27 protein-coding genes are annotated in these 25,795 nt (G+C 49.1%); 16 read left to right on the plus strand and 11 right to left on the minus strand.

The window, feature by feature from the left end:
* Positions 1-21: 21 nt before the first annotated feature.
* From LRP49_RS12475 to LRP49_RS12485, 3 genes are all read right to left on the minus strand, one after another.
* Positions 22-1,464, minus strand: a complete 1,443-nt coding sequence (locus LRP49_RS12475; RefSeq protein WP_274142545.1) for a coniferyl aldehyde dehydrogenase — start codon at positions 1,462-1,464, stop codon at positions 22-24.
* Between the two features lie 86 nt (positions 1,465-1,550).
* Positions 1,551-2,162, minus strand: a complete 612-nt coding sequence (locus tag LRP49_RS12480) for a tRNA-uridine aminocarboxypropyltransferase (protein WP_274142547.1) — start codon at positions 2,160-2,162, stop codon at positions 1,551-1,553.
* A gap of 42 nt (positions 2,163-2,204) precedes the next feature.
* Positions 2,205-3,749 carry a COG3650 family protein gene (locus tag LRP49_RS12485; protein WP_274142549.1) on the minus strand — a complete coding sequence of 515 codons (1,545 nt, stop codon included), beginning with the start codon at positions 3,747-3,749 and terminating at the stop codon, positions 2,205-2,207.
* Positions 3,750-3,822: 73 nt separating this feature from the next.
* Here LRP49_RS12485 and LRP49_RS12490 point away from each other — a divergent pair, with 73 nt between their 5' ends.
* Positions 3,823-4,287, plus strand: coding sequence for an EVE domain-containing protein (locus LRP49_RS12490; protein WP_274142550.1), 465 nt, complete (start codon positions 3,823-3,825; stop codon positions 4,285-4,287).
* Positions 4,288-4,356: 69 nt separating this feature from the next.
* On the opposite strand, the gene LRP49_RS12495 is transcribed toward LRP49_RS12490, so the two are convergent.
* From LRP49_RS12495 to LRP49_RS12505, 3 genes are all read right to left on the minus strand, one after another.
* A complete protein-coding gene (locus LRP49_RS12495; protein ID WP_274142552.1) occupies positions 4,357-5,154 on the minus strand; it encodes a Cof-type HAD-IIB family hydrolase in 798 nt (265 codons plus the stop codon).
* Between the two features lie 151 nt (positions 5,155-5,305).
* The gene (locus LRP49_RS12500; protein ID WP_274142553.1) at positions 5,306-6,316 is read right to left on the minus strand and encodes an alpha/beta fold hydrolase; all 1,011 of its coding nucleotides are present in this window, start codon (positions 6,314-6,316) and stop codon (positions 5,306-5,308) included.
* A gap of 146 nt (positions 6,317-6,462) precedes the next feature.
* A complete protein-coding gene (locus tag LRP49_RS12505) occupies positions 6,463-8,064 on the minus strand; it encodes an AbgT family transporter (RefSeq protein ID WP_274142554.1) in 1,602 nt (533 codons plus the stop codon).
* Positions 8,065-8,299: 235 nt separating this feature from the next.
* Here LRP49_RS12505 and LRP49_RS12510 point away from each other — a divergent pair, with 235 nt between their 5' ends.
* Positions 8,300-9,301, plus strand: coding sequence for an acyltransferase (locus tag LRP49_RS12510; RefSeq protein ID WP_274142555.1), 1,002 nt, complete (start codon positions 8,300-8,302; stop codon positions 9,299-9,301).
* On the opposite strand, the gene LRP49_RS12515 is transcribed toward LRP49_RS12510, so the two are convergent.
* The gene (locus tag LRP49_RS12515; RefSeq protein WP_274142557.1) at positions 9,302-9,640 is read right to left on the minus strand and encodes a DUF2500 domain-containing protein; all 339 of its coding nucleotides are present in this window, start codon (positions 9,638-9,640) and stop codon (positions 9,302-9,304) included.
* A 205-nt stretch (positions 9,641-9,845) separates the two neighbouring features.
* Here LRP49_RS12515 and LRP49_RS12520 point away from each other — a divergent pair, with 205 nt between their 5' ends.
* The 4 genes from LRP49_RS12520 to LRP49_RS12535 all read left to right on the plus strand — a co-directional run bounded on the left by LRP49_RS12520 (position 9,846) and on the right by LRP49_RS12535 (position 11,756).
* Positions 9,846-10,208, plus strand: coding sequence for a DUF4145 domain-containing protein (locus LRP49_RS12520; RefSeq protein ID WP_274142558.1), 363 nt, complete (start codon positions 9,846-9,848; stop codon positions 10,206-10,208).
* Positions 10,209-10,479: 271 nt separating this feature from the next.
* On the plus strand, positions 10,480-11,109 hold the full coding sequence (locus LRP49_RS12525; protein WP_274142560.1) for a lysoplasmalogenase: 630 nt from the start codon (positions 10,480-10,482) through the stop codon (positions 11,107-11,109).
* Positions 11,110-11,119: 10 nt separating this feature from the next.
* A complete protein-coding gene (locus tag LRP49_RS12530) occupies positions 11,120-11,434 on the plus strand; it encodes a putative signal transducing protein (RefSeq protein ID WP_274142561.1) in 315 nt (104 codons plus the stop codon).
* Positions 11,435-11,513: 79 nt separating this feature from the next.
* Positions 11,514-11,756: a YecH family metal-binding protein gene (locus LRP49_RS12535; RefSeq protein WP_274142563.1), complete on the plus strand. Its 243-nt coding sequence runs from the start codon at positions 11,514-11,516 to the stop codon at positions 11,754-11,756.
* Positions 11,757-11,806: 50 nt separating this feature from the next.
* Here the strand turns inward: LRP49_RS12535 and LRP49_RS12540 are convergent, their stop codons facing one another.
* Both LRP49_RS12540 and rsmD read right to left on the minus strand, forming a co-directional pair.
* Positions 11,807-12,082: a DUF1145 domain-containing protein gene (locus tag LRP49_RS12540; protein WP_274142565.1), complete on the minus strand. Its 276-nt coding sequence runs from the start codon at positions 12,080-12,082 to the stop codon at positions 11,807-11,809.
* A complete protein-coding gene (rsmD, locus tag LRP49_RS12545) occupies positions 12,079-12,714 on the minus strand; it encodes a 16S rRNA (guanine(966)-N(2))-methyltransferase RsmD (protein ID WP_274142567.1) in 636 nt (211 codons plus the stop codon). Before rsmD ends, LRP49_RS12540 begins: the two co-directional genes overlap by 4 nt.
* A 244-nt stretch (positions 12,715-12,958) precedes the next feature.
* Here rsmD and ftsY point away from each other — a divergent pair, with 244 nt between their 5' ends.
* The 8 genes from ftsY to glpD all read left to right on the plus strand — a co-directional run bounded on the left by ftsY (position 12,959) and on the right by glpD (position 21,197).
* Complete coding sequence (gene ftsY / locus LRP49_RS12550) at positions 12,959-14,548, plus strand: signal recognition particle-docking protein FtsY (protein WP_274142569.1); 1,590 nt, start codon at positions 12,959-12,961, stop codon at positions 14,546-14,548.
* Between the two features lie 5 nt (positions 14,549-14,553).
* Positions 14,554-15,219: a cell division ATP-binding protein FtsE gene (gene ftsE, locus LRP49_RS12555; RefSeq protein WP_274142571.1), complete on the plus strand. Its 666-nt coding sequence runs from the start codon at positions 14,554-14,556 to the stop codon at positions 15,217-15,219.
* The gene (gene ftsX, locus LRP49_RS12560; RefSeq protein WP_274142573.1) at positions 15,212-16,120 is read left to right on the plus strand and encodes a permease-like cell division protein FtsX; all 909 of its coding nucleotides are present in this window, start codon (positions 15,212-15,214) and stop codon (positions 16,118-16,120) included. Before ftsE ends, ftsX begins: the two co-directional genes overlap by 8 nt.
* A gap of 118 nt (positions 16,121-16,238) precedes the next feature.
* A complete protein-coding gene (gene rpoH / locus LRP49_RS12565; RefSeq protein ID WP_274142574.1) occupies positions 16,239-17,099 on the plus strand; it encodes an RNA polymerase sigma factor RpoH in 861 nt (286 codons plus the stop codon).
* Between the two features lie 323 nt (positions 17,100-17,422).
* Positions 17,423-17,755, plus strand: coding sequence for a thiosulfate sulfurtransferase GlpE (gene glpE, locus LRP49_RS12570; RefSeq protein WP_274142575.1), 333 nt, complete (start codon positions 17,423-17,425; stop codon positions 17,753-17,755).
* Between the two features lie 12 nt (positions 17,756-17,767).
* Positions 17,768-18,613, plus strand: coding sequence for a rhomboid family intramembrane serine protease GlpG (gene glpG, locus LRP49_RS12575; protein ID WP_274142576.1), 846 nt, complete (start codon positions 17,768-17,770; stop codon positions 18,611-18,613).
* Positions 18,614-18,722: 109 nt separating this feature from the next.
* Positions 18,723-19,484: a DeoR/GlpR family transcriptional regulator gene (locus tag LRP49_RS12580; protein ID WP_274142577.1), complete on the plus strand. Its 762-nt coding sequence runs from the start codon at positions 18,723-18,725 to the stop codon at positions 19,482-19,484.
* Between the two features lie 198 nt (positions 19,485-19,682).
* Positions 19,683-21,197: a glycerol-3-phosphate dehydrogenase gene (glpD, locus tag LRP49_RS12585; RefSeq protein WP_274142579.1), complete on the plus strand. Its 1,515-nt coding sequence runs from the start codon at positions 19,683-19,685 to the stop codon at positions 21,195-21,197.
* A 59-nt stretch (positions 21,198-21,256) separates the two neighbouring features.
* On the opposite strand, the gene LRP49_RS12590 is transcribed toward glpD, so the two are convergent.
* A complete protein-coding gene (locus LRP49_RS12590) occupies positions 21,257-21,664 on the minus strand; it encodes a flagellar basal body-associated protein FliL (protein WP_274142581.1) in 408 nt (135 codons plus the stop codon).
* A gap of 157 nt (positions 21,665-21,821) precedes the next feature.
* On the opposite strand from LRP49_RS12590, the gene LRP49_RS12595 reads away from it, so the two are divergent.
* Together LRP49_RS12595 and ubiA are read left to right on the plus strand one after the other, a co-directional pair.
* On the plus strand, positions 21,822-22,358 hold the full coding sequence (locus tag LRP49_RS12595; protein ID WP_274142582.1) for a chorismate--pyruvate lyase family protein: 537 nt from the start codon (positions 21,822-21,824) through the stop codon (positions 22,356-22,358).
* Positions 22,359-23,216, plus strand: a complete 858-nt coding sequence (gene ubiA, locus LRP49_RS12600) for a 4-hydroxybenzoate octaprenyltransferase (protein ID WP_274142584.1) — start codon at positions 22,359-22,361, stop codon at positions 23,214-23,216.
* Positions 23,217-23,273: 57 nt separating this feature from the next.
* On the opposite strand, the gene plsB is transcribed toward ubiA, so the two are convergent.
* Entirely contained in the window at positions 23,274-25,703 is a 2,430-nt protein-coding gene (plsB, locus tag LRP49_RS12605) for a glycerol-3-phosphate 1-O-acyltransferase PlsB (protein WP_274142586.1), read from the minus strand.
* Positions 25,704-25,795: the final 92 nt, after the last annotated feature.

The raw sequence follows: 25,795 nt of genomic DNA on the forward strand, positions 1-25,795 counted from the left end.
AGCGTTTTTTTGTTGAGGTGATTATCTCAAAAACAGCTTAAGCGCAATTTTTTGCCACCACTTTCCGTATGGCGGAGCAAACAGTTTTCCAGGGTTGAATTTGCCGCGCTGGAACACGGTTTTTGCATGGCTAAAAGTGCGAAACCCTTCAATGCCGTGGTAATGCCCCATGCCGGAAGCTCCCACGCCACCAAATGGCGCATCGTCGACAGCGACCTGCATGATGGTGTCGTTCACTGCAATCGAACCCGAATGGGTGTGCCTTATGACATGCTGAATGAACGTCTTATCAAAGCTCATCAGATACAATGCCAGCGGCCTAGGTTGGTGATGAAGTGTATGAACGACATCATGCACGTCTTTATAGGTGATGATGGGCAGTAGAGGGCCGAAGATTTCCTGCTGCATAATGCTGCTGTCTGCGGGTGGGTTCACGACCAAGTGCAGAGCCAATTTTCGCTGAGTAGGCAGTACCGCTGGGTCTGCCAGTGGGATAACGGTTAATCCGCGTTGCTCGGTCTCTTTGATGATGTCGGTAAGGCGCGAGAACTGTCTGTCATTGATGATGGCGGTGCGGTCGTCACTTTGCAGGCCTTTCGGATACGCTTTTTGCCATTGCACCCTAAGTGCTTCAACGAACTCATCCAGTTTATCTTCGTGAACAAAGGCATAGTCCGGTGCCACGCAAATTTGTCCCGAATTTAGATTCTTGCCAAACACCACGCGTTCAGCGGCAAGTGTCATGTCGACATCAGGAGTGACAATGACCGGCGACTTTCCACCAAGTTCTAGCGTGACAGGGGTCAGATTGGCAGACGCAGCTTCCATCACTTTCTTGCCAACGTCGGTGGAGCCCGTGAACAGCAAGTGGTCAAACGGCAGCTTGGTGAACGCCGTCGCTACCGCAACGTCACCGTCTACGACGCACACTTTGTCGTCTAGCAATGCGTCGGTGAGCAAGGTGCGTACCGCTTGGTTTGTTAGTGGTGTGAATTCGCTCATTTTTATCATCACGCGGTTACCAGCTGCCAAAGCGGTGATCATCGGGATAAGGCTTAGTGTGATGGGGAAGTTCCACGGTACGATGATGCCTACCACGCCCAATGCCTGATAATGTACGTCGACTTTGGCGGGGGCGAGCAAAAGGCCTGCTGAGCGACGAGATGGCTTCATCCACCTCTTCAATTTACGCTTGGTGTAATGCAGGGTTTGAAAGCATGGCAGTATATCTGCCATCAGCGAATCTGTTTCACTTCGATGACCATAGTCCTGCGAAAGGGCGGTCACGATGCCGTCGTAGTGCTTCTTCAAGGCGTGTTGAAGTTTATTCAGATCGTCAATGCGCTCGTCATAAGCAATATCTGGTGTCTGGTTACTCAACTCGTACATGCGGGCGAATTGCGTTTCCAAGGTGCTTATTTGTTGCTCGAGAGGGACACTGGCTGTCATGGATACCACGGTCATGGGTGCGCTTCCTATATGCACATATTCACCAATAAACATAAGGTCAGACCAGAAGAAAGGCAAGCTCTTGACCTGAGTGAGAATGCTTACTGTGACAGGGATTGATGTTGTCTGTCGGCCTCAAACACTTGCATGAATTGATGGAAGTAATTTGTCATAGCAAGGGCGTTATCCGTCTCTTTCATCGCTTCGAGCAGCAAAATGCCAACTTCACAGGTACATAATCCGCCGTCGGGTTGATTACGTCTTAGTTGGTAGGCTGTTGTCAGGTTATCCGGTAGACAGACGGTTGGTACATCTTCAAGCCATGGGCTCTTTCTCAACATCTTGCGCGCCTGCTGCCACGTCGCATCAATGATGATGAAGTGGATTGGCTTGGCTTCTGGCTTTGACGTGGTTCTTCTCACCGCTGTATCCAGCGAAATAGCGGTCTCACCCGGAAACACAAGATAAGGCTCGGCGGCGGGGTCGGCGAGCAGCGTCAGCAATTCCACCGGCGGTGCTTTGCGATGCCAGATATGGCGACGACACTGTGGCAGGGCTTTTTCAAGAAGCTGGCCTGTGTTGGTGGCACGGTCGGTTTCTGTTTCGTGCATTAATAGCTCAATACGCACATTGCTGGACAGCGAGGGAGCATGGTCGCAGAGACAGTTGTAGTGAAAGCCACATTGAGGACAAGGTTCAGGTTTGGTGCGCAATGTGGCTCTCCTTTTCGGTATTTACATGGTTATGTCACGGGGTTATTTCAACGTCACCCCTTCTCGCTGAGGGTATAGCCCGTCGGCGAATAGCTGGGTGTCAGAAGTATCTGGGATTGAGACTTTTGGTGCAACGGATGGATTGCCCGGATAACGCACGCCGTTAAACTGCAATACATGGCTGGCGGGTTTTGCGCCCCCACCGCCCACTGGGAAGATAAGATCGTGCCAGCCGTTGGTCGTGGCATTGCTCATTTGAAACGGCACATGCGCCAGTGTGATGCGGCTGTTGAACTGCCAGTGACCATTCTGGTTAGCGAATATCAGCACGGTACAACCGCCGCTGCCGCACCAGTCAGTAAGTACTAACAGTTCTTTGTTGTTATCACCGTTAAGGTCTTGTGTCAGCCAGCGATATTTTGTGTCAGGCACTTCATCGATGGTGTCACCTAGGTAGGCGTTCAGTGCGGCATTGACCTTAGGGTTGAAGTCAGCGCGGCTTTTTACCTCAGCCCCGGGTGAGGTCAGATGTTTTTCAGTGCCAACCACCAGGCTCAGTGAAAGGCCGTCAGGGCCGAGGCTGTACTTGCTGCCATTCACGATTTCACTGTCTGCAGTGAGCACGAAGCCGTGGCGCGTAAACTCACGCTCGCTGATGAGGTACTGGCCTTGGTGGCGGCTCATCATCACATGTACCTTGTTGTCACTGCTTTGCTGCCACACACCGGTTTCAGTTAGCGGTGCGCTACCAACTTGCTCGTAAACCGTCGTCGCCGAATGATCAGCATTCAGCGTCAACGTTGTGGTGAGAGTCGTGTCACCAAGGCGTGTTTGGCCACGGTACTGTGCCACCCAATTCTGTGTTGGGTCATCAGCGGAAAGCGTTGCACAGCCTTTTCGCGTTTCTCCGTCTTGGCTAAAGGTCGATTTCCATCCGTAGATGCTGTCGCTCATGGTGTCGTTGCAAAGCGCAGGAGTGAGCGTCAGAGATGCATTTTCAGCATCATAGACACGTGCGGCAGGCGAGATTGAGCGCGCGGTCAACGGATAAGTCTCCGATTGCTCACCCATTTGTTGATATTTAAGTGTATCGCCTGACATAGACACTGACCAGAATGGCTCATTGCCTGACGCAACGGTTTTGTCTCGTGCTTGCTTGCAACCGCTGATCTCTGCTGACATCAGATTAAGTTGTGTGACTTTGAAGGTTGCTGGGTAATCGGCGGCAAAGCCATCTACTGCAGGTGGGACAAACTCGCCAATCACTTCGCCATAAATGGCACTGTAAGGGCTTGAAGACAACGCCATGCCTTCTTGGTTTAGGTTCGCAGGAAGTTGTAACCAGTACTGGGTATTGCTTCCGCATGGGGTGATGGTGCGTACTTCGTGTCCCAAGGTGATATCACCGCGTAGCATAAAGCGTTGTGCCGTGATGGTATCTTGTTGTGTGGCTTTGCTCTCGCCTAACAAATCGTCAGAGTTTCCCAACTCAACGGGCCCAGAAGGTGAAGTGCTACATGCTGAGAGTAATGTAGCGAGGGTCAAGGCAAGCAACGTTTGGGGAAGGCGATGATTCAAACTAAACAAATGAGATTCCTCTTCTCTTTCAGTGGCGTTCGCGTTAAAACCTTTTACAGGATATCGCTGAAACGGGGAAATTATGGCGTATTGGCTACTGAAAACCGAGCCTGACACATTTTCTATAGACACCTTAAAACAGCAAAAGGTCTCTTGCTGGGAAGGTGTTCGCAATTATCAGGCACGAAACATGATGCGTGATGAGATGAAAGTCGGCGATCTGGCGTTTATCTACCATTCATCGTGCAAGGATGTGGGCGTTGTGGGTATTGCCGAGGTGGTAAAAGAAGCCTACCCGGATCATTTCCAGTTTGACCCTGAAAGTGACTACTTTGACCCGAAAAGTTCACCAGAGAACCCACGCTGGATCATGGTCGATGTGGGCTACAAGCAACACCTGAGCTATGTGTCGCTGGCGCGCATCAAAGCAAACCCTGCGCTAGATGATATGCCGCTGGTGAAAAAAGGCAGCCGTCTTAGCATCATGCCAGTTACAGAAATGCAGTGGAATGAAATTCTTGCGATGTCGGAAAAGCGAGTGCGTTAATATTCGACGATATAATAGAAAACGGCAGCGGAGAACGCTGCCGTTTTTACATAAACCGAAATCGAAGCGTTACAGCAGGTGCTTCTCTAAGTAGCGAGCAACAGCTTCGTCAGCATGGCTGCCGATCACTTCATTGTTTGGCAAGGTCGCTTTCACGCGTGGGTGCGCCGTTTCCATGATCAGGCCTTTTTTCGCGGCACTCAGCATTTCAACGTCATTCATGCCATCGCCGAATGCGATACACTCTTCTAGGCTAAAGCCTTTCAGTTCAGCAACAGCTTTCAGTGCTTCACCTTTTGATACGCCAGCGGCCATTACTTCCAGACAGAATGGGGTAGAGAACGCGACGCTGACTTTGTCACCGAAGGTGTCGATAAACTTCTTCTCGTACTCTGCCAGGTAATCGTGGTCGTGGCGGATAAAGAAAATTTTCGCGACGTCTTCCAGTGGCGGGTTTTCAGTGTCGAATTCGGAGAAGCTGAAGCCTGATTCTTTGTGGAATTTTGCCAGATCTTCATCAACGCGATTCAACAGCCAGTCGTTTTCACGATAAATGTGAATGGTGATAGTTTCGTCGTCTTTTACCATGTTGATCAGCTCAGCCAGAATTTCGGGCTCGACGTTGCGGCTGAAAATCAAATTGTCATTTTCATCGTGCACGCGTGCGCCGTTTGAGGTGATCATAAAAGCTGGAATACCCACGTTTTTACGGATATGAGCAACGTCGATGTTATGGCGGCCAGTTGCAAACACAAAATGCTCACCTTTTTGATGCAGACGCTGAAGCACGTCTTTGGTGTAAGGGGCAATGCTGTGCTCTGGGGTTAATAAGGTGCCGTCGAGATCGGACGCAACGATTTTGTACATGGATACCTCTGTAGGGGGCAGAATTTCTATAGTTGTTTCACGTAGCAGATGACCAGACTCGCGTCTGAACCACCCTAAGTGTATCCAACAAAAGGGGAAAGAAAAGGGAATAAGTGCGGGTCAGCTTTTTCCCTTTTTTTGATGATGTTCGTTACGCAGTTTGTTCTAGATGAATATCTGAGTCATGAGCACCGAAGAAAGTCACAACTTTATCAAGTGCCTGATTTCGAATGCTATCTTTTTCAAATAAAAGCTCATGGCGGGCATCTGCCATGATATCAAATTGAATAGGTAACCCTGCTGCTTGCCGATCACGATAGAACTGGAACATGGCATTGTTACACACAATTTGATCGCGGGCCGCCTGCATCAACAGCACGGGTACTTCTATCTGTGTCGCGGCTTGCATCATGCGTTCGCAGGCCGTCAGGCTTTGCCAAATCCATTGCGCGCTAGGGCCGCCGACCTTTAGTGTCTCGTTAGATTCATACAGCTCACGAAACCACTGATAACGCGCTTCTGATTGAGTGAGCAGGTTGTGCTTAAACGGCTTCGCCCAATAAGGCACCTGACCCGGAGCGAAACCAGCTGGGTGCTGGCACTTGGACAGTAGGTGACACAATGGCTTGGCGACCTTCTGAAGCAGTGGTGACAGATGGATACCTAGCATAGGAGCACTGAGTGCAAGAGCGTCAATCGCATTGGGTTTACGAGCGGCGTAAAGCACAGAGATAGCACCACCCATGGAATGGGCCAGTATCATGCGCTGCTGGTGGGTTTTCTGCGACACAACGTCGTTGATGAAAGTCTCTAAATCATCCACATAGTGCTCGAAGTCGACGACATGACCGATATCGCACCCCATAACCAAACGGTGGCTTTGACCTTGACCGCGGTGATCGTAGCTGTAGACGTCATATCCCTGACGGAATAAATCAAAGAACACTTCCTGATATTTTGCCGTTGCTTCAATGCGGCCATTGACGACCACAATCGCTTTTGTGTGCTCAGGTTTAGTAAATGCGCACCAGTTAAGACGCAATCCGTCATGACCGATTAATTGGCCCTGCTGTCGAGATGCCCAGAAAGGAGAAATCTGCTCGACCATTGTCGAGGTCAGCGAATTCTCACTGGAAAATAAAAAAGGGCGTTCAATTGACATGTGTAATCCGGCTCGGTTTTTTTATTTAGCATACCACAGTCGTGCGGAGAGCTTGGTTTAGTTGATGATTCAGGTTGGGTGGGTCTAACGTAAACGAAAACAGCCAGCATTTGCTGGCTGTTGGGGTTAACGTTCAATCATCGCTGTTACTGATTGAAGTTAAAGTAAGTTTCTGCACCCGGGCCCACAGGGAGGCCTGCGACGAATACCCACAGGTAGAAGAAGACACTCCAACCTACCAAGAAGATCAGGCTATAAGGCAGCATGGTCGCTATCAAGGTACCAATTCCGAGGTCACGCTTGTAGCGTGCGGCAACCGCAAGGATAAGGCCGAAATAGCTCATCATCGGCGTGATAAGGTTAGTCACTGAGTCACCAATACGGTATGCAGCCTGAATGGTTTCAGGGGCATAACCTACCAACATCAACATCGGCACAAAAATCGGTGCGGTAACAGCCCACTGTGCAGATGCTGAACCCAGGGTAAGGTTGATGACACCACACATGATGATGAAAGCAAAGAACAGCATTGGACCAGTCAGGCCGATATTTTGCAGGAAGTCCGCGCCGCCTACAGCAATCACTTGTCCGAAATTCGTCCATTTGAACAGGGCAACGAATTGCGCTGCGAAGAACACCAGAACAATGTATAGACCCATGGCACTGATGGATTTCGCCATCGCATCAATCACATCACGATCGTTCTTCATGGTTCCCACGGTTTTACCGTAGACAAAACCTGGGATAGCAAAGAACACCAGAATGAAGGCAACGATACCTTTAAGGAACGGCGAGCCTGCAACTTCACCTGTAACAGGGTTACGCAAGATGCCCCATTCCGGCACGATAGTCAGTGCAAGAACACCCGCGACAGCAAGAGCGGCAATACCTGCATTTCGCATACCGCGTTTTTCCAATGCCGTCACACGGCCTGCTTCTTTGGCCTCGAAATCTTCGGCTGCCATCGACTGATCGTATTTACCCAGTTTCGGCTCAACTATTTTCTCCGTAACCCATGCACCCATGATGGTGATCAGGAAGGTTGAGGCAAACATAAAGTACCAGTTTGCTTCAGGGCCAACCGTGTAGGTAGGGTCAATCATCTGCGCAGAAGTTTCAGTGATCCCTGATAGCAAGGGATCGACGGTGCCCAGCAGAAGGTTGGCGGAGTAACCGCCTGACACGCCCGCAAAGGCGGCAGCAAGACCTGCCAAAGGATGACGACCCAATGAGTGGAAAATCATCGCAGCCAGCGGGATAAGCACCACATAGCCAAGCTCTGACGCGGTATTCGAGACGATACCTGCAAAGACGACCGTAAGCGTTACCATGCGGGCGGAAGCACCCATCACCATTGAACGCATAGTGGCGGACAAGAGACCCGAGTGCTCAGCAACGGCCACACCCATCATCGCCACCAGTACAGTACCGAGTGGGGCGAAGCCAGTGAAGTTTTTCACAAGGTTAGTAACAATGAGCTGCACGCCTTCGGCATTGAGCAGACTGTTGACGTAAATCATGCCGTCAGCGGCGCGACCTGCTGCACCTTCCGGACGTGGGTCGGCAACAGACAGGCCAAAGTAACCCGCGACACCCGATGCAAAGAAGATAAACACACAAAGCATGGCAAACAGGGTGACCGGATGCGGGAGCAGGTTACCGAGGAATTCGACGGTATCGAGAAAACGGGAAAAAAACGATTTGTTCGGCTTCCCGCCAGATTGGTATTTCGAAGTTGATGATTGCATCACTTCCTCCATGTATTACAACGTATCCATTTCGTTTCGTAAGCATGCTAGGCGAATCAAATGATACTTTGCAACACAAGTGACCAGCAATTGGCCTCTAAGTAGTGGTAAAAGTTAATGATCGATTAACATTTGAAGCTAAATATTGTTTGTTTCGTGTTCGATTTGGTTGGGCTGGCATCAAGGATATTATCTGAAAGAGGGGGCCCAAATTTGGCAGGTATTAAGCAGAAGTATGCAGAAAAAAATCTTTTATATTGAGATGCTTCGTGTCATTGCTGCGGTGGCTGTTATTGCGATTCATGTTTTGGGGCCTTATCGCTATCTATCCGGCGGCATTCCTGACGTTGACTGGGTGACAGCGATCGCCATTAATGGTGCCAGTCGGTGGGCTGTTCCTGTGTTTATTATGATTACAGGTGCATTATTGCTTTCAGACACCCGGCCGTTTTCTGCGTCGCTCTTTCTTCGCCGCCGAGTGATGAAAGTGTTTGTTCCGTTTGTCGTATGGTCGATTTTTTATGCGATCCTTGCGGGCATTTCGTTACAAAATGTAAATTGGACGGAAACTGTACAGCGATTGGTGCATTTTCCTGTTGAAGAAACCTACTATCATCTCGGTTTTTTTTACTATTTTATTCCGCTTTATTTGCTTGTTCCTGCTCTGCGTCCCGTCGTTCAGCAAGGTGAACACAGCCTATTTCATACATTATTGGCGTCTTGGTTGGTTTTATGCGCCGCGAGATTGCTTGGGTTCTCACTCGGTTGGGTTGAAGACTTGGTGCTCTATGGTGGGTATTTGATGTTGGGGTGGGGGCTGCACAACGGTATCTTACCGCTTCGCTACTTGTTGTTTGTGGGGGTGATTGCATTGGTTTTTACTGAGTACACTGCTATCTCACAAAGTGTCTCTTCCGGTGCATACACCAGTGCGGGCTGGTTTTCTTACAAGACCATCAATACCGTGCTCATCGCGGCTATGATTTTTGCACTTTGTCAGTATTGGGCAGGAAAGGTCTCGGAAAAGGGGCAAAAAAGGGTGGCTGAAATTGCGCAGCATTCGTTGGGTATCTACTTAATTCATCCCGTATTTTTGTGGCCGATAAGGGAGTTGGGAATCGTGCTTCCATGGGCATGGCTGACGATTCCCCTCGTGACTTTTGCCGTCTTTATTCTGTCTTATTGGACGAGTAAATGCTTGGCAAAATGGCGCATGACAGCGTGGCTGGTGCCGTAATTACTGGCTACGTTGCCACTTGGCAAAATGAAGGAAATTCGACCCGCGGTAGCTCATGGTTCCGCAGTCACCTGGCTGGAGCGCGTGATAGTAATGCACGCCGACTTGAAACTCGCGTTTAGGGCCACCGTCGACAGGCTCAACGTAAATCCAGTATTCCTCTGGGTCTTCATGCATACCTGGGTTAGGAATGGCGACGGATTGTTTGTCGAGAATTCGAATATCGACAGTACGCTCTTCGGCACCTTTGCCCAGCGTGTGTTTTTGGAAAATAAAGAAAAAATATGCACCAGCGATAACGGCGAGCGCAACCACGAGTAAAAACAGCGAAATAGGCACGGGGTTCTCCTTGTTCCGGCCACAAACTATCGGAGCCAATACTACTTCAGACATTAAATTGGCAAACCTTCGCCCCGACGAATTCGTGATCGAAAGCACTTATCGACGTCAGAAATGACGCTAATGTAAACAAAATTAAAGACATTTCTCTTTTGTAAGCCTTTATAATTTAATAAGGGACGTTGAAGGCGTTACGGAGGTCTGCATGGATGACATTGGCAAAGTAGTGAGACAGAGTCGGCGTCTGGAGAGGCTTCTCAAAGAGCACTATCATGCTCAAGGACGCGGATTACATGAATTGGTGAGCAGCTGCCAAGAGCGGCTACCTCATGACGTGATCGCGAAACTGCGGTTTGTCGCCACCATCAGAAATAAGGCCGTGCATGAAGACGGCTACGAAGTCGATGATATGCGTGGCTTCTTGAGTGCGTGTAAACAGTGTGAAAAGGAGTTGCAGCCGCGCAGTAGTCGTATGATCTGGCGTGTTGCGCTATTTCTGATCTTTGCGGTGACCGCAGGGGCTGTTTGGTTCTATATCGAAAATTGGCGACACATTGTTGGGCAGTGACCCGCACGCGAGAAAAGCACCCAGATAGGTGCTTTTTTTGTCCCTCAATAATCTCACCCCTGCCTTTGCAGATTGCGTGGGTATACCAAGGCTTTTTCCGTCACGTCGCTGAAAAGAGACGATGAAACCGCTACAAACACCTAAGAATGTTAGGGTTAAGGTTGGCGTTTTAGTCGCATTTGGTGTGCGTTTCTCTTTCTGAGATCTGGGACGTGGACTTTATATGGTGCATCTCTAGACTTGGTTGGCTCGAAATGTAAGGGATTAAGTCATGTTGAGTTGGTTTGCTGTCTGTTGCTCAGGGCTTCTACATATCAATGCTGCCTACAAAGGTCCTCGTTGGCAGTTTTATCTTTTTAAACCATTGACCATTGCAATCCTCATCGCGATTGGACTCATGGGCGGGCAAGAGAGCAGTTACACCCACTGGATTGTGGCAGGGTTAGCATTTTCTTTGGTAGGTGACATTTTCTTGATGTTACCCAAAGACCGTTTTATTCCCGGGCTCGTCAGTTTTCTTGTCGCACATATTTTGTATAGCGTAGCGTTTTGGCAACAATTTGATGGCCCAATGGTATGGTGGTTACCCGCGTTACTTGGTGCGGCCAGTGTCTTAATTTTCCTCCTTTTACTTCCAAATCTTGGGGCACTGCTGATTCCTGTGGGCTTGTACATTGGGGTCATCGCGCAGATGGCGTGGGGGGCGGGTGAGTTTTGGATGGCAGAGCGCACACCAATGGCGGCCTACGCGTTTGGCGGTGCCTTGCTGTTTATGTTGTCAGACACTGTGCTTGCCTTTGACCGATTTAAAGGCCCTTTTCGCACGTCAGTGTTGTTAATCATGAGCTCGTACTTCTGTGCTCAAGGGCTGATTACTGCATCGGTATTGTTCGCCCAGTAAGGAGTTATTCATGTCATTGGTGCAAGTGTATAGTGCCAGTAATTCACTAGAAGCTCACAGCCTGAAAGGGATGTTGGAGACAGAGGCGATAGACGTGGTGCTTAAAGGAGAGACGCTCTCCAGTGCAACGGGAGAACTGCCAGCCGATGTATTAGCAGTCACACTGTGGGTTGATGTCGTGCAGGAAGCGGTGGCACGAAAAGTCTTAGCGCACTATGAAGCGCAGTCGAATGCCGTATGGTGGTGTTCAGCCTGTCAGGAAGAAAGTGGCGGAAATTTTGAGATCTGTTGGCAATGCGGTGTGCCACGGGCGGAAATCGAGTGACCATTGCGGCATATCAAAAATTTTAGTGCATGGCTGTGTTTGTATGTCCCCAGCGAACAACACAGCCACGGACAAAACTATGCAAGCATCTATTCATGTTCATCAGATCCTCAATCATTTAAAAAGTGAGCCGATGTCGGAGTACGCGTTAACCGATTGGGTTACTCGGGAGTGGGGAGATGAGGCGAGATTTCACACATGCAGCCAAAAAGACATGACGTTCAGTGATGTGTTAGTGTTTTTACGTCGTCGTAAGAAAATTCTCGAAAGTGCAGGTGCGCTGGTGGTCAATGAAGCGCGAATCTGCAATCACGGCGAATAATACGTACTAAAAAGGCCTCTAAGAGAGGCCTTTTGGCACTTAATTACGGGTTATTCTTTTCCGACCATGTATTTGCGGCGGATATCGAGAAGCGCAAAAATACCAAACAGGAGAATCGACCATTTCTCCCAGCGCGTCATGCTGATTTTGTCGCCGAAGGCACCAATGAAAATCAGCATTTGTAACCCATGCATACAGAACAGGAAAGCGGTCATGATATACAGTGCCATTGCCGCTACGCCTGGAAACGGTTGGACGATATTAGCAATCAACACGAACCAGACAAAACCAATGGCTGCTTTTGCTAATAAGATAAGTGCTCTCATTTTTCCTCTCTTTGATACAACCGAAAACTTACTTGTCCGGCGTGTTTTTCCTTAACCATGTCCCAGTGGTTTGGCACCACAGGAAGTCCAAACTCTTTCTCTGCTTCGATATAGATCAGTGCATTAGCACTTAACCAGCCATTTTTTTCTAGCTTGTCGATAGCATCATTCAGCAACTCTTTGCGAAAGGGTGGGTCGATAAAGACCACATCAAAGGCCTGCCCAGTTTGCGACAAGAACTGTAACGCATCGACGTTTTTCACCGTTGCATTTTCTGCTTTCAATGCCGACAGGTTTTGATTGATTTGCGCGGCTGCCCCTTTGTCTAGCTCCAGAAGGGTGACATGTTCGGCTTGTCGCGACAAGGCTTCTAACCCTAGGCCACCGCTTCCTGCAAAAACATCGAGGCACTTAGCGTCGTAAAGATCGGCAGCTAACCAGTTAAAGACAGTTTCCTTCACGCGATCAGTTGTTGGGCGCAGCCCTTCCACATTTTTTACCGGCAGTTTACGGCCACGCCATTTACCGGAAATGATGCGAACAAATCCTGAGCCACCCCCGCTATTTGCGGAAGATTGATTGCCCCGACCACTATTTTGCTTCACAGGGTTTTTTGGGTTACGTCGTACCATAGATTTTTTGACCGCCAAGAAGGTGTTAGACTATGCGAGTTCGGTAACTGGACTGCATATTCCTCAAATATTTTAAGGTTAGTGACGTTAGAGTGTATATCCTCTTTCGCCAGTATTTCTGCGTCATAAGCAATGCAGAAATAGTTTAGTTACCACACTGCATTTATAAGGCGCAGTGGCCACAGTTTTTGATCAGCTCGCTGTTATCGCGCCGATTGTACCAATCATGCTTTAGGATTTGCCAATGGCAGAAAAAAAGAAACGCGGATTTATGTCCTGGCTGGGTTTCGGCCGTAAGAAAGAAGATGAGCAACAGGCGGAGCAAGAACGCCTCCAAGCAGAAGCTGAAGCGAAAGCGGCGGCCGAAGAAGAAGCTCGTTTAGCTGCAGAAGCTGAAGCGCAAGCGGCAGCCGAAGAAGAGGCACGTTTAACTGCAGAAGCTGACGCAAAAGCGGCAGCTGAAGAAGAGGCCCGTTTAGCAGCGGAAGCTGGAGCGAAAGCGGCGGCAGAAGAACAGGCTCGCTTAGCAGCGGAAGCTGAAGCGAAAAAAGCGGCAGCCGAAGAACAAGCTCGTTTAGCTGCAGAAGCCGAAGCGGCAGCCGAAGAACAAGCCCGTTTAGCAGCGGAAGCCGAAGCGAAAGCGGTAGCTGAAGAAGAGGCTCGTATCGCTGCAGAAGCCGAAGCAAAAGCGGCAGCTGAAGAAGAGGCCCGTTTAGCAGCGGAAGCTGAAGCGAAAGCGGCAGCGGAAGCTGAAGCGAAAGCAGCGGCAGAAGAGCAAGCTCGTCTCGCAGCCGAAGCTGAAGCGCAAGCGGAAGAAGATCGTTTAGCCGCCGAAGCATTGGCCGCCGAAGACGCAGCGCGATTGGCAGAAGAGCAAGCGTCTGCGCAGGCTGAACAAGAAAAACCGAAACGTGAAGGCTTTTTTGCGCGTTTGAAGCGTGGCCTTCAAAAGACCAAAGCCAACCTGGGTGCAGGTTTCTTTAGCCTATTTAGCGGTAAAAAAATCGATGACGAGCTCTTTGAAGAGCTGGAAGAGCAATTGCTTATTGCTGATGTTGGTATGGATACAACCACCAAGATCATCGACAGTCTGACCGACAAGGCGTCACGTAAAGAGCTTAAAGATGGTGAAGCACTGTTTGGTCTTCTTAAACAAGAAATGGCAGAGATCCTGAGTAAAGTGGATCAGCCGTTGGAAGTGAAAACAGAAAGCGGTCCGTTTGTTATTCTGATGGTCGGCGTAAACGGTGTGGGCAAAACTACCACGATTGGTAAACTTGCCAAGCAATTCCAGCAACAAGGTAAATCAGTCATGTTGGCCGCGGGTGACACTTTCCGCGCGGCAGCAGTCGAACAACTCCAGGTGTGGGGTGATAGAAATAATGTCCCTGTTATTGCGCAGCACACAGGCGCGGACAGTGCATCAGTGATCTATGACGCGATTGAGGCAGCAAAAGCGCGTAATGTTGACGTGGTTATTGCCGATACGGCTGGTCGTCTTCAAAACAAAGCTAACCTAATGGAAGAGCTGAAGAAGATCGTTCGCGTGATGAAAAAGCTCGATGAAAATGCGCCGCATGAAATCATGCTAACGATTGATGCGGGGACCGGGCAAAACGCGATCAGCCAAGCACGACTGTTTAATGATATCGCGCCACTGTCTGGTATTACCCTGACCAAGCTGGATGGTACAGCGAAAGGTGGTGTTATCTTCGCTGTGGCTGATCAGTTCAACATTCCTATTCGTTACATCGGTGTCGGTGAAGGTATCGACGACTTAAGACCGTTTGTCGCGGAAGACTTTATCGAAGCTCTGTTTAGCCAAGAGGACTGATAAGCGTGATCCAATTTCAGCAGGTGAGTAAGGCCTACCGTGGTGGGCACCAAGCGTTACAGAAGGTGAATTTTCACCTACCCAAAGGGGATATGGCATTCCTCACCGGACATTCTGGTGCGGGTAAAAGTACCCTGCTGAAATTACTGTGCGCGATTGAGCGGCCGAGCGACGGGAAGATCCTGTTTAACGGTCATGATATATCGCGCATTGATCGCAAAGACATTCCTTTTTTACGTCGACACATTGGTATCATTTTTCAAGATCACAAGCTGTTGATGGACCGCTCAGTTTTCGACAATGTGGCGTTACCACTTCGAATCGAGCAGACCCCCGAGGCTGACATTAAAAAGCGTGTTTCGGCGGCGTTAGACAAAGTGGGCCTATTGGACAAAATGAACTGTTTGCCCATGCAGCTTTCAGGTGGTGAGCAACAACGCGTGGGCATTGCTCGCGCTGTGGTGAATCGACCTCAACTGCTTATTGCAGATGAACCAACCGGTAACCTTGATGCTGCTCTGTCTCAACAGATCATGGAGTTGTTCCGTCAGTTTAATCAGGTGGGTGTGACCGTGTTGATGGCTACACACGATACATCACTACTGAGTAAGTACGACATGCGTCGATTTGATTTGAATCAGGGCCATTTGTCGGAGGTGGCGCGTGGCTAATTTTCTTACATTGCATAAACAGCAAGGTGGTCAGGCTCTTCGTGATCTGCTTGCGCGTCCGCTTGGCAACTTGCTGACCGTGCTGGCTCTAGCATTTTCTCTGGCTCTGCCAGCGACACTCTTTATGCTGGCGAAGAACATTGTTGCTGTCACGGAAGAGTGGCAAGCACCGAATCAGATCACAGTTTACCTACAGCCGATGCAAGATGAGCGAGCGAAAGCGTTTTCTGACGAGATCAGTGAATGGCCGGAGGTGGCGTCGACCAGCTATATTTCGCCAGATGATGGCCTGCAGCAACTTCGTCAGATTCAAGGGTTTGATGCGGCAGTAAGTTTGCTTGACGATAACCCGTTGCCGTCAGTGATTGTGATTACACCGAGTGCTGATGATGCTGCATCGGCGACTGCCCTTGCTTCGAAACTTCGCACCGATAACAACGTTGACGAAGTTCGCTTAGACAGTGACTGGTTGCAACGCCTGGCGGCAATTGAAAGTCTGGTGCTAACACTCACGACGGTATTCTCTGCGCTCATGTTGATGGCGGTTTTTCTTATCATTGGCAATACCCTGCGTTTGCAGGTGTTGAACCAAAAAGAAGAAATTCAAGTCATGAAGCTGGTTGGGGCAACGGACAGTTACATCTTGCGTCCTTATATCTATACAGGCGTCTGGTTGGCACTTTCTGGTGCGGTTGTCGCGTGGGTTGTCGTGCAGGTGAATGCGTTAATGCTTGATACTGCAGTCGAAAAATTGGCTACATTATATAGCAGTGCTTTCCAACTTTCGGGACTGGGCGTAGAGGAAACCTTTCTTCTTCTGATGGTTACAGGTCTGATCGGACTGCTTGCAGCGCGTCTTGCTGCAGGAAAACACTTAAAAGAAATTGAACCTGTTTCATAGTTCAATGTCTCAAAAATGGTGATTTTGTGCTCAGGCTTGCAGTTTTTTTAATCTTGAGTAGAGTATTGCGAGAGCTGATCGCAGCTCACAAAGTCGATTTATTCGAAAAGAGGTGAAAATGACAACAGAGATGTATGCACTAGCCCCGATCTCTCAAGACAGTCTTGATAGTTATTTACGTCAGGTAAATAGCTACCCGATGTTGTCTGCTGATGAGGAACGAGAGCTGGCAGAACGTCTTCATTATGATGGCGATTTGGACTCGGCGAAAAGCCTGATCCTGTCACATCTGCGATTTGTTGTTCATATCGCCCGTGGTTATTCCGGTTATGGATTGCCAGTTTCTGATCTCGTGCAGGAAGGTAACATTGGCCTGATGAAGGCGGTTAAGCGCTTTAACCCTGAAGTGGGTGTGCGTCTTGTTTCCTTTGCTGTTCACTGGATTAAAGCCGAAATTCACGAATACGTCTTGCGTAACTGGCGTATCGTGAAAGTGGCAACCACCAAAGCGCAACGCAAGTTGTTCTTCAACCTGCGTAAGTCGAAAAAGCGTCTTGGTTGGTTTAATGCTGAAGAAGTAAACATGGTTGCTGAGCAACTGGGGGTTGATGCATCTGAAGTCCGTGAGATGGAGTCCCGTCTTGCCGCTCAGGATGCAGGTTTTGATGCCGGCGCAGATGATGAAGAGCGTGACGGCCCTGTCGCCCCTGTGTTTTATCTGGAAGACAAGAGTTCAGATATCGCCACCAACTTGGAATCAGAGAATTGGGAAAATCACGCTAATCACAGACTGGCAACTGCTATGTCAGGATTAGATGAGCGAAGCCAGCATATTATTCGTTCGCGCTGGTTGGATGATGACAACAAAGCAACGCTGCAAGAATTGGCGGATCAGTATCAGGTATCTGCTGAGCGTATTCGACAATTAGAAAAGAATGCGATGCGTAAGTTGAAAGAGGCAGTTGGCGACGTATTGTGATCGCTGTCCTGCTAAGATCGTAAAAACCGGCATGTTGCCGGTTTTTTTGTACCTGTAAAACCCTTGTGGTGATTGGGCTGAGATCAGTTTTCCACAGGTTTATTATGATCAACACTAGATGTTGTGGATCCAAAAGTCTGATCCTACCTTATCAACGCAATCCACAGACTTTTCCACAGGTGGTGTAAAAGTGTACAAATCCCATTATATTCCCATGGAATTACTCACGCTAATCTCAGGTACAATGCAGTTTTTCAGGCAGTTTTGCGGTGTGGCCTCGAGTCAGCTACACCTACTTTATTGATTAGGGAGTGGAATAACCCATGGAACAATTTGCGCATATCTCTGTAAATGACGCTTGGCAACTTCTTCAGAGCAAGGATCAGGAGGCGGTTTTAGTGGATATCCGGGATCCTCAGTCTTTTCAGCTATCTCATCCACAGGGGGCGTTTCACCTGACAAATGACTCGATTGTGCAGTTTACGCAAGCGGTTGATTATGAGCAGCCTATCTTGGTGATGTGTTACCACGGTGTCAGTAGCCAAGGTGCGGCACAATATTTAGTTAACCAAGGCTTCGAGCAGGTGTACAGTGTAGATGGCGGTTTTGAAGCTTGGCATCGACAAACACTTCCTGTTGAGTCTGGCGTTAATTAATTCAGAGGTACCATGATACGGCTGATCGCAATTCCCAACCCCAGAGCGGGCCAAGCATTTATAGATTATATGGCGTCAAGAGACATCGATATTCAGATGATGCCGGAAGGTGAGGGGCTATTTGCGCTCTGGCTTGTTGATGAACAGCATCAGATAGAAGCCGAGGCGGAGTTGAATACCTTTCTCAATAACCCTACGGCGCGTCAGTATCAGTCTGCCTCTTGGGATATGGCAGAAAGCCGCACAGCACGTTTTTATTACCCTCGCGAGGGTTTGATCGCGTCACTCAAACAAAACTCTGGCCCGTTTACACTATCGATCATGATCGTGTGTATCGTGGCTTATGCCGGTCTGATGCTTGGCTTTGGTAACGATGTCTTTTCGTTGCTTCACTTCCCTGCGACGGAAGAGCAGCAGTGGCAGATATGGCGTTTATTTACACACGCACTTCTTCATTTTTCGGCCATGCATATCGTGTTCAACCTACTGTGGTGGTGGGTGTTAGGTGGAAAGATAGAGAAACAATGTGGCAGTGCTAAGCTGGTACAGTTGTTTTTGCTGACTTCACTCTTTTCTGGACTTGGGCAATATGCTTTTGAGGGGCCAGCATTCGGAGGAATGTCGGGTGTGGTGTATGCCTTACTTGGTTACCTATGGTTAATGGGGGCATTGGCTCCACAGCGAGGCTTGTCGATTGAGACGGCCTATGTCGGCTTTATGTTGCTGTGGCTTGTGGTTGGCTTCTTTGAACCATTCGGTATGGCAATTGCCAACATGGCACATTTATTTGGCTTGATCTCTGGGTGTGCAATTGGTGTCTTTGATGCCAAGTTCTCGAGAGCAGCGAGACATTCTTAATGTGATGCACGACGTCGTTCACGGGCTTATCGTTGGCTTTAATGCTTGACGCCATTACACTAAAAACGTCCCAGATGGGGCGTTTTTTATTATGGGAGCCAAGGACGCCGTGAAACAGACCCAGCGACATCAGGAAATTCTCGATTTAGTGCGTAGCCAAGGGTATGTCAGTACCGACGACTTGGTGCTGCATTTTGATGTCAGTCCGCAGACGATTCGGCGTGACCTCAACGAATTGGCCGCTGACAACAAGATCCGGCGCCAACACGGTGGAGCCACATTGCCATCAAGCTCCGTCAATGCCGCATATGATGCGCGTAAAATCATGCAGCAGGAGGAAAAGAACCGTCTTGCACAGGCCCTTGCTGCCCATATCCCAGACGGTGCAACGCTGTTTATTGATATAGGGACAACACCTGAAGCAGTGGCTAGAGCGTTACTCAATCATCAAGACCTGCGTATTGTCACCAATAACCTCAATGCCGCGAGTATTCTGATGACGAAGGAGGACTTTCGGATCATCATGGCGGGCGGAGAAGTCCGTAACCGTGATGGCGGCATTATGGGTGAGGCGACCGTCGATTTTATTTCTCAGTTTCGTTTAGACTTTGGCATTCTCGGGATCAGTGGCATCGATCTTCAGGGCGGTCTGTTAGATTTTGATTACCACGAAGTGCGGGTGAAACAGGCAATCATGGAGAATAGCCGTTTGGTTATGCTAGCGGTTGATCACACCAAGTTCGGGCGAAATGCCATGGTAAATGTAGGGGATTTATCGCAGGTTGATATGCTCTTTACCAACGCCCCATTGCCGCCAGACATAGAAAAAACACGCCGTGACAGTGAGGCGCATGTGGAAATCATTTCCTAATTAAACCAATCAGTTGAAGAATGAAAACCGCCGATGGCGGTTTTTTTATGCGCGAATGGGACAACTTTTCATCACATTGCTATTTTGCCTGTGCACTTTTTGCACTAAACTGCTCGTAAACGAAAGTAAAATGTTCGAATGAGCATTTTAGGGTCCAGATACAGTTCGTCATGAATGAAAGGGATTGTGGGGGTTAGAATGAGCGACAATGTGTTTGACGTGTTGGTAGTCGGCGGCGGTATCAATGGTGCTGGCATTGCCGCAGATGCTTCTGGGCGTGGCCTGAAAGTTGGGTTATACGATGCAGCCGACTTTGCATCAGCCACCTCGTCAGCAAGCTCTAAACTCATTCATGGCGGGCTACGTTACCTTGAACACTATGAGTTTCGGCTCGTGAGTGAAGCGTTGGCAGAGCGCGAAGTGTTACTTAGAAAAGCCCCGTTTCTTGCCTGGCCAATGCGGTTTCGATTACCACATCGCCCTCATCTTCGCCCTGCTTGGATGATCCGTGCAGGACTATTCCTTTATGACCACCTCAGCACTCGCACGACACTACCGGCAAGCAAAGGAATACGTTTTGATCAGCACTCCGTCCTAAAACCTGAAATGACCAAAGGGTTCGAATATTCAGATTGTTGGGTAGATGATGCGCGTTTGGTGATTCTTAACGTGATGGATGCGGCGGAGCGTGGTGCGGAAGTGCGTAACCGCTGCAAAGTGGTGAGCGCAGAGTGTAAAGATGGGTTGTGGGAAATTGAAGTATTTGATGAGGTAACGCAAACGCAATTTACTCGTCAGGGTAGGGTTCTGGTCAATGCCGCGGGTCCTTGGGTAAAGCAGTTTTTCGATGAGAGTACGTCAGAAACCTCACCACGCAATATTCGTCTTATCAAAGGCAGCCATATCGTTGTTCCCCGTGTGCATGAAGAGAAGGCGGCTTATATTCTTCAAAATGAAGATGGGCGCATTGTTTTCGTTCTGCCTTATTTAGACCGCTTTTCGGTTATTGGCACGACGGACGTCGAGTTCAATGGCGATCCGAGAGACGTCGATATCGAAGACAAAGAAATTGCCTATGTTCTCGATGTCTACAACCAACATTTCAAAAAGCCGTTGAGCAAAGATGATGTGGTTTGGACTTATAGTGGTGTTCGCCCCTTGTGTGACGATGAGTCTGACTCTCCGCAGGCGATCACGCGTGATTACACTTTGGAGTTGAACGCGCAAGCGGGACGGGCTCCTATGCTGTCAGTGTTTGGTGGGAAATTAACGACGTATCGCAAGCTCGCTCAGGCGGCCGTTAATCAGTTGGCCCCGTTTTTTGCCGATTGCGGAGATGCGTGGACGACGACTCAGCCTTTGCCGGGAGGAGAAGATATCTCATCGTTTGAAGACGTTGAAAATGCGCTTCGCCTTCAATTTCCGTGGATGGACAATTTTATGGCCAACCGATTGGCGATCACATACGGCAGTCGGGTCTGGGTGTGGCTGGGTGATGTGAATGATTTGGACGATCTGGGGCAGCAATTTGGTGCTAGCCTGTCTCAGCGTGAGGTCGATTACTTGATGACTGCGGAGTACGCGCAGACGGCAGAAGACATTTTGTGGCGCCGAACCAAGTTAGGGTTGTATCTATCAGACGACGAGAAAGCGTCCGTGATTGCCTATCTTGCGCGCAAAGAGAAAGTGAATTCGAGCGTTGAGTTGGCGTAATCCTTTTCGAAGTCACGCAAAAAGGCGCATCTCAGCGCCTTTTTATTTTAACGTTGGGACTACTGATACAGATACTTGGTAAACAGCAAGTCAGCTAACACTTTTTGGTTGGTTTCTGCCAACAGCATCTCATTAACCTTCTCCAGGCATGCTTTACGTATGGCCTCTCGTCCAGCGAGCGACTTCACCCTGACTTCATTTTCCTGACTTAACACTTCAATAATAGTGTCGCGTATCAACGGCTGGTGGTACTCAAGTTGCTGTATCAATGAGGCGTCATCAACCATCAGGTCTACACGTACATTGATAAATCCGAGCTTACGTCCGTCTGTTATAAAGTTGGTTGTGATTTCAGGCTCTAGCGTAAAATAACTGAAAGCTGCGGCTGGCTCCTCCTTCGCAGAAGAAGGCATTGATACTAACAGTGTCATTATTAAGGTGAAAATGGCGGTAATGTTTTTTTTCATGGTTTTTGCCAAACCCCGGATTTAATGAATCTCTTATGGTAGTTTAGCTGCGCGTGAGTGAGCACAGCCGTGTACAATAGCGCACTATTAATACTAATCATTAATAGCCGATTCGGCGAAAGTTTTATGTTTTTTTTGCTCTTTGGCTCAGGATAAAATGTCAGAATTCAAACGATTACATGTATCAGCCCTGATGGAGGCAAACTGGGAGGCCCCTGATTGGCAACAGCTGGAAACAACAAAAGTCGGTGAATGGCTGCTTGAACGCCACTCAATGACTGAGCGCCTGAAAGCGTGTTGTGAAACGCTGACCGTTGAAGTGATTGGTTTGCACGACGTTGATAAAACCAGCTTGTCTGACTCGGAACGCGCTTTGCTGGGTGATGGGGCGTGTTTAGTGCGTGAAGTGGTTTTGTCAGGTGATGACTGCCCTTGGCTTTGCGCCCGAACCTTAGTGCCTATGTCGACACTGACAGAGCAGGAAAAAGACATTGCAGACTTAGGTGCGGTCCCCCTTGGACAGCGCGTATTCAATCAGGCGAACGCACGACGAGACGCAATCGAAATTGCGAGTCTTGTTGTTGATGGACAAGAATTATTGGCACGTCGCTCACGGTTGTGGGTGAACGATAAGCCTATGCTAGTTTCAGAATTGTTTTTACCTCATGCGCCGATTTATCAGGAGGAAGGCTAAATGGATGCGGCCAAAGCGAGAGCATTTTGGCAATTGACGCGTATGGACAGGCCAATCGGCAGTTTGCTGCTACTTTGGCCAACGCTATGGGCGTTGTTTTTGGCAGCAGACGGCATGCCAGATCCGCACGTGTTGGTGGTATTTGTTCTGGGTGTGGTGATGATGCGTGCGGCAGGGTGTGTGATAAACGACTTTGCTGATCGAAATTTTGATGGCCATGTAAAACGGACCAAAGCGCGTCCCCTTCCATCTGGCACGATTACCGCAAAAGAAGCATTGGCCTTGTTTGGCTTGCTTATTCTCGGTGCCTTCCTGCTTGTGCTGACGTTGGATATGCTGACGATTCAATTGTCGGTAGTCGCCGTTATCCTCGCCTCTGTTTATCCTTTCATGAAGCGGTATACCCACATGCCTCAGTTAGTACTGGGGATGGCATTTAGCTGGGCAATTCCTATGGCTTATGCGGCACAAGCGGGTGAGCTGCCGCCAGTCGCGTGGATGCTGTTTATTGCCAACGTTGCTTGGACGGTGGCGTATGACACCCTTTATGCCATGGTCGACAGAGATGATGATTTAAAAATTGGGATTAAGTCATCCGCCATTTTGTTTGGCAAATTTGATAAAGCGGCTGTAGGCGTGTTGCAACTGGTTACGCTATTGCTGTTGTTGCTGGTTGGGTATTTAAGCGAGCTCTCTACCGTCTACTATTGGTTTCTACTTGCTGCCTCTGCGTTGTTCGTTTATCAACAATGGTTGGCGAGAGCGCGTGAAAGGGATGCTTGTTTTAAAGCGTTTTTGAACAACAACTACGTAGGCATGCTGGTTTTTGTTGGTATTGCTTTTGCAGTGATGACCTAGACAGGATTTCTTTGCGCATGAGATAAAAAAATCCCCCGCCAAGGCGAGGGATTTTTTTTACTCTGCGGACTGGTTCAGAATCGCCTGGATGGTGAGCTGAACTTCCGGGGAAATCAGACCAAAGATACTTTCCAGTAATGCTTCAATCTGTTCAGTGCGCGCGTGATCATCATGATTGAGGTAACCTTGCTCACGGAGCGACGTCACCAGAGTGCTGAACACGCCTTTGTCGAAGAATTCCGGTGCATTGATACCGTGCAATCGACTTAGACGCTGCGCCATCATTTGGCTTTGTTGCTCAAGATCAGATCGTGAAACATCGGATTCGTGGCAGAACAGCGTCAAGGTGATCGCATAGCGTTGAAGCGTTTCAGCGATGGTGCGACCCAAAAGCTGAAGCTGCGTTAACTTCGCTGGGTTTCGGTGCAACATATCACCATCAACGGTCAGTAACTGTTGGCGATTCAATTCAACCACAACGGCATCAAGGTAGCTTTCCAGCGCAGCCTCATCAAAGCTCATGTAAAGCTCTGCTTTGAGTAGCGGGTAAAGCTGTTTCACCGTGTTATTGAGATCTTCACGACTTACGCTGTTTCTAAACACCAGCATCTGCGCCACCAAAGATGGGATAGCGAACAGGTGAATGATGTTGTTGCGATAGTAGGTCATGAAGATTGCCTGTTGGCGATCCAGTGAAATAACATCGCCTAGCGAATCTTTCTCGACAACAAACTTGTTCAGGCTAACGGCGTGCTCAACCAACTCTTTCGCGGAGTCTTCTGGCACTGTACTGGTCGATGAATACGGCACTGCACGGAGCATTTCCAGATAAATGGTTAGTTGCTCTTCCAATGCCTCTCGGCTCAGCGCACGTTGGCGTGAAGCGAGCAGAGCCGTTGCACATAAGGTCAAGGCGTTCGCGGCTGCAGCATCGTTAATTTTGGTCATCATGCGATCGGCCAGTTCATTCACGACCGGGTTTAACCATTCTGGACGCTGAGGCTCAATCGGATCAATGTCCTGATGCCACGTTGGGGCTTTTTCGTTCAGGAAGTGATTGACCGGAATAGGCTCACCAAAGTTCACGTAGCCTTTACCGTAGTTTCGAAGCTTGCGAACGATGCCCAATACCTGACCGAAGTTTTCTTTTTCTTTACGCTCGCCTTGTAGCTCTTTGGCGTAGGTGCTGACTTCCATTACGTGTTCGTAACCGATGTACACTGGCACCAGCGTAACAGGACGTTTGAGACCACGAAGCATGGCTTGAATGGTCATCGCCAACATACCCGTTTTCGCGGGAAGCAAACGCCCTGTGCGTGAACGGCCACCTTCAGAGAAGTATTCCACCGAATAGCCTTTGGCGAATAGCTCAGCTAAATACTCACGAAATACTGTGGAGTACAGGCGGTTACCTTTGAACGTACGGCGCAAGAAGAATGCGCCCCCACGACGGAAAATCGGACCGGCAGGGAAGAAGTTCAGGTTCACGCCCGCCGCGATGTGTGGCGGTACTAGGCCTTCTTTATACAAAATGTAGGAAAGCAGCAGGTAGTCCATGTGCGAGCGGTGGCAAGGCACATACACAATCTCGTGGCCGTCTTGCGCCAATTTGCGTACACGTTCTGAGTTGTTGACGTTAATGCCTTGATACAGCTTGTTCCACAGCCACGTCAGTACACGATCGCCATAGCGAATGAGACTTGGGGAGAAATCAGCTGCGATCTCCTCCATCATATCGATGGCTTCTTTACGCACTTTCTCTACTGGGACGTCGCGGCTTTCTGCTTCTTCTTGCACCACTTTGTCGATGGCTTTCGATGCCAACAAACGCTTAAACAAGGCTTGTCGATTTGGCAGGCCAGGGCCGGATGCCGCCATTTTTTGGCGAGAAAAGTGAATTTTCGCGACGCGAGCGAGTTTGTTCGCGATGGTGGTATCCGTGCCATGCTTGTCCGCCATGTAACGCAGTGATACGGCGTTGCTAAAGCGAACCATACTGTCTCGACCTAAGGTCAAAATCGTAAAGCATTTTTGAATGCCATTCATTGCAGTCAATGCTGGCATTGCAGGGCGAGATTCGTTACCTGGGTCGCGGTTCCAGACGACAGACGCCGGTACGAGCTGGATATCTAACTCAGAGTCACGTTTGTGCAGTTCCAACAACTCGGTGAACACTTCGATAGATTCGAAGGGGACAGGGTCGCTGTTGTTGAACATACGCTTGCCTTGGGAAATAAAGACGTAGCGTGGCAACGACTTTCCGCCAAGCTCAAGCGGCTCTAAAGGATCGGGTAACCCCAATTGCAAGCAGCTGTTACGCAGTGTCAGCAAGTCAGAATGAGAGCGAAATGGTAATACGTATACGATTGGACGATTTAGGTCGAAACCTAACTGGCCAACGGGATCTGACGGAATACTGATGGTTTTCACCAGTACCGACAGCGGTAAATTCAATAATTTATGATAGATCGATTGGCAAGCAGACATCTGATCGCGGCCTCTTATATTTTGTGCGTGGCAAGTCTAGCAGAAAACGTCTTTGAACTTGCAGCGAAATGACACTATTGCGCACGGTTAAG

The sequence above is a fragment of the Enterovibrio qingdaonensis genome, from assembly GCF_028683135.1.
Taxonomy (GTDB): Bacteria; Pseudomonadota; Gammaproteobacteria; order Enterobacterales; family Vibrionaceae; genus Enterovibrio; species Enterovibrio qingdaonensis.

What these genes read in the sequence shown, in the direction of transcription:
- LRP49_RS12475 (WP_274142545.1), bottom strand. Translation starts at nt 1,464, where the DNA reads ATGACCGTGGTATCCATGACAGCCAGTGTCCCTCTCGAGCAACAAATA.
- LRP49_RS12490 (WP_274142550.1), top strand. Translation starts at nt 3,823, where the DNA reads ATGGCGTATTGGCTACTGAAAACCGAGCCTGACACATTTTCTATAGAC.
- LRP49_RS12495 (WP_274142552.1), bottom strand. Translation starts at nt 5,154, where the DNA reads ATGTACAAAATCGTTGCGTCCGATCTCGACGGCACCTTATTAACCCCA.
- LRP49_RS12500 (WP_274142553.1), bottom strand. Translation starts at nt 6,316, where the DNA reads ATGTCAATTGAACGCCCTTTTTTATTTTCCAGTGAGAATTCGCTGACC.
- LRP49_RS12505 (WP_274142554.1), bottom strand. Translation starts at nt 8,064, where the DNA reads ATGCAATCATCAACTTCGAAATACCAATCTGGCGGGAAGCCGAACAAA.
- LRP49_RS12510 (WP_274142555.1), top strand. Translation starts at nt 8,300, where the DNA reads ATGCAGAAAAAAATCTTTTATATTGAGATGCTTCGTGTCATTGCTGCG.
- LRP49_RS12520 (WP_274142558.1), top strand. Translation starts at nt 9,846, where the DNA reads ATGGATGACATTGGCAAAGTAGTGAGACAGAGTCGGCGTCTGGAGAGG.
- LRP49_RS12525 (WP_274142560.1), top strand. Translation starts at nt 10,480, where the DNA reads ATGTTGAGTTGGTTTGCTGTCTGTTGCTCAGGGCTTCTACATATCAAT.
- LRP49_RS12530 (WP_274142561.1), top strand. Translation starts at nt 11,120, where the DNA reads ATGTCATTGGTGCAAGTGTATAGTGCCAGTAATTCACTAGAAGCTCAC.
- LRP49_RS12535 (WP_274142563.1), top strand. Translation starts at nt 11,514, where the DNA reads ATGCAAGCATCTATTCATGTTCATCAGATCCTCAATCATTTAAAAAGT.
- LRP49_RS12540 (WP_274142565.1), bottom strand. Translation starts at nt 12,082, where the DNA reads ATGAGAGCACTTATCTTATTAGCAAAAGCAGCCATTGGTTTTGTCTGG.
- rsmD (WP_274142567.1), bottom strand. Translation starts at nt 12,714, where the DNA reads ATGGTACGACGTAACCCAAAAAACCCTGTGAAGCAAAATAGTGGTCGG.
- ftsY (WP_274142569.1), top strand. Translation starts at nt 12,959, where the DNA reads ATGGCAGAAAAAAAGAAACGCGGATTTATGTCCTGGCTGGGTTTCGGC.
- rpoH (WP_274142574.1), top strand. Translation starts at nt 16,239, where the DNA reads ATGACAACAGAGATGTATGCACTAGCCCCGATCTCTCAAGACAGTCTT.
- glpE (WP_274142575.1), top strand. Translation starts at nt 17,423, where the DNA reads ATGGAACAATTTGCGCATATCTCTGTAAATGACGCTTGGCAACTTCTT.
- glpG (WP_274142576.1), top strand. Translation starts at nt 17,768, where the DNA reads ATGATACGGCTGATCGCAATTCCCAACCCCAGAGCGGGCCAAGCATTT.
- glpD (WP_274142579.1), top strand. Translation starts at nt 19,683, where the DNA reads ATGAGCGACAATGTGTTTGACGTGTTGGTAGTCGGCGGCGGTATCAAT.
- LRP49_RS12590 (WP_274142581.1), bottom strand. Translation starts at nt 21,664, where the DNA reads ATGAAAAAAAACATTACCGCCATTTTCACCTTAATAATGACACTGTTA.
- LRP49_RS12595 (WP_274142582.1), top strand. Translation starts at nt 21,822, where the DNA reads ATGTCAGAATTCAAACGATTACATGTATCAGCCCTGATGGAGGCAAAC.
- ubiA (WP_274142584.1), top strand. Translation starts at nt 22,359, where the DNA reads ATGGATGCGGCCAAAGCGAGAGCATTTTGGCAATTGACGCGTATGGAC.
- plsB (WP_274142586.1), bottom strand. Translation starts at nt 25,703, where the DNA reads ATGTCTGCTTGCCAATCGATCTATCATAAATTATTGAATTTACCGCTG.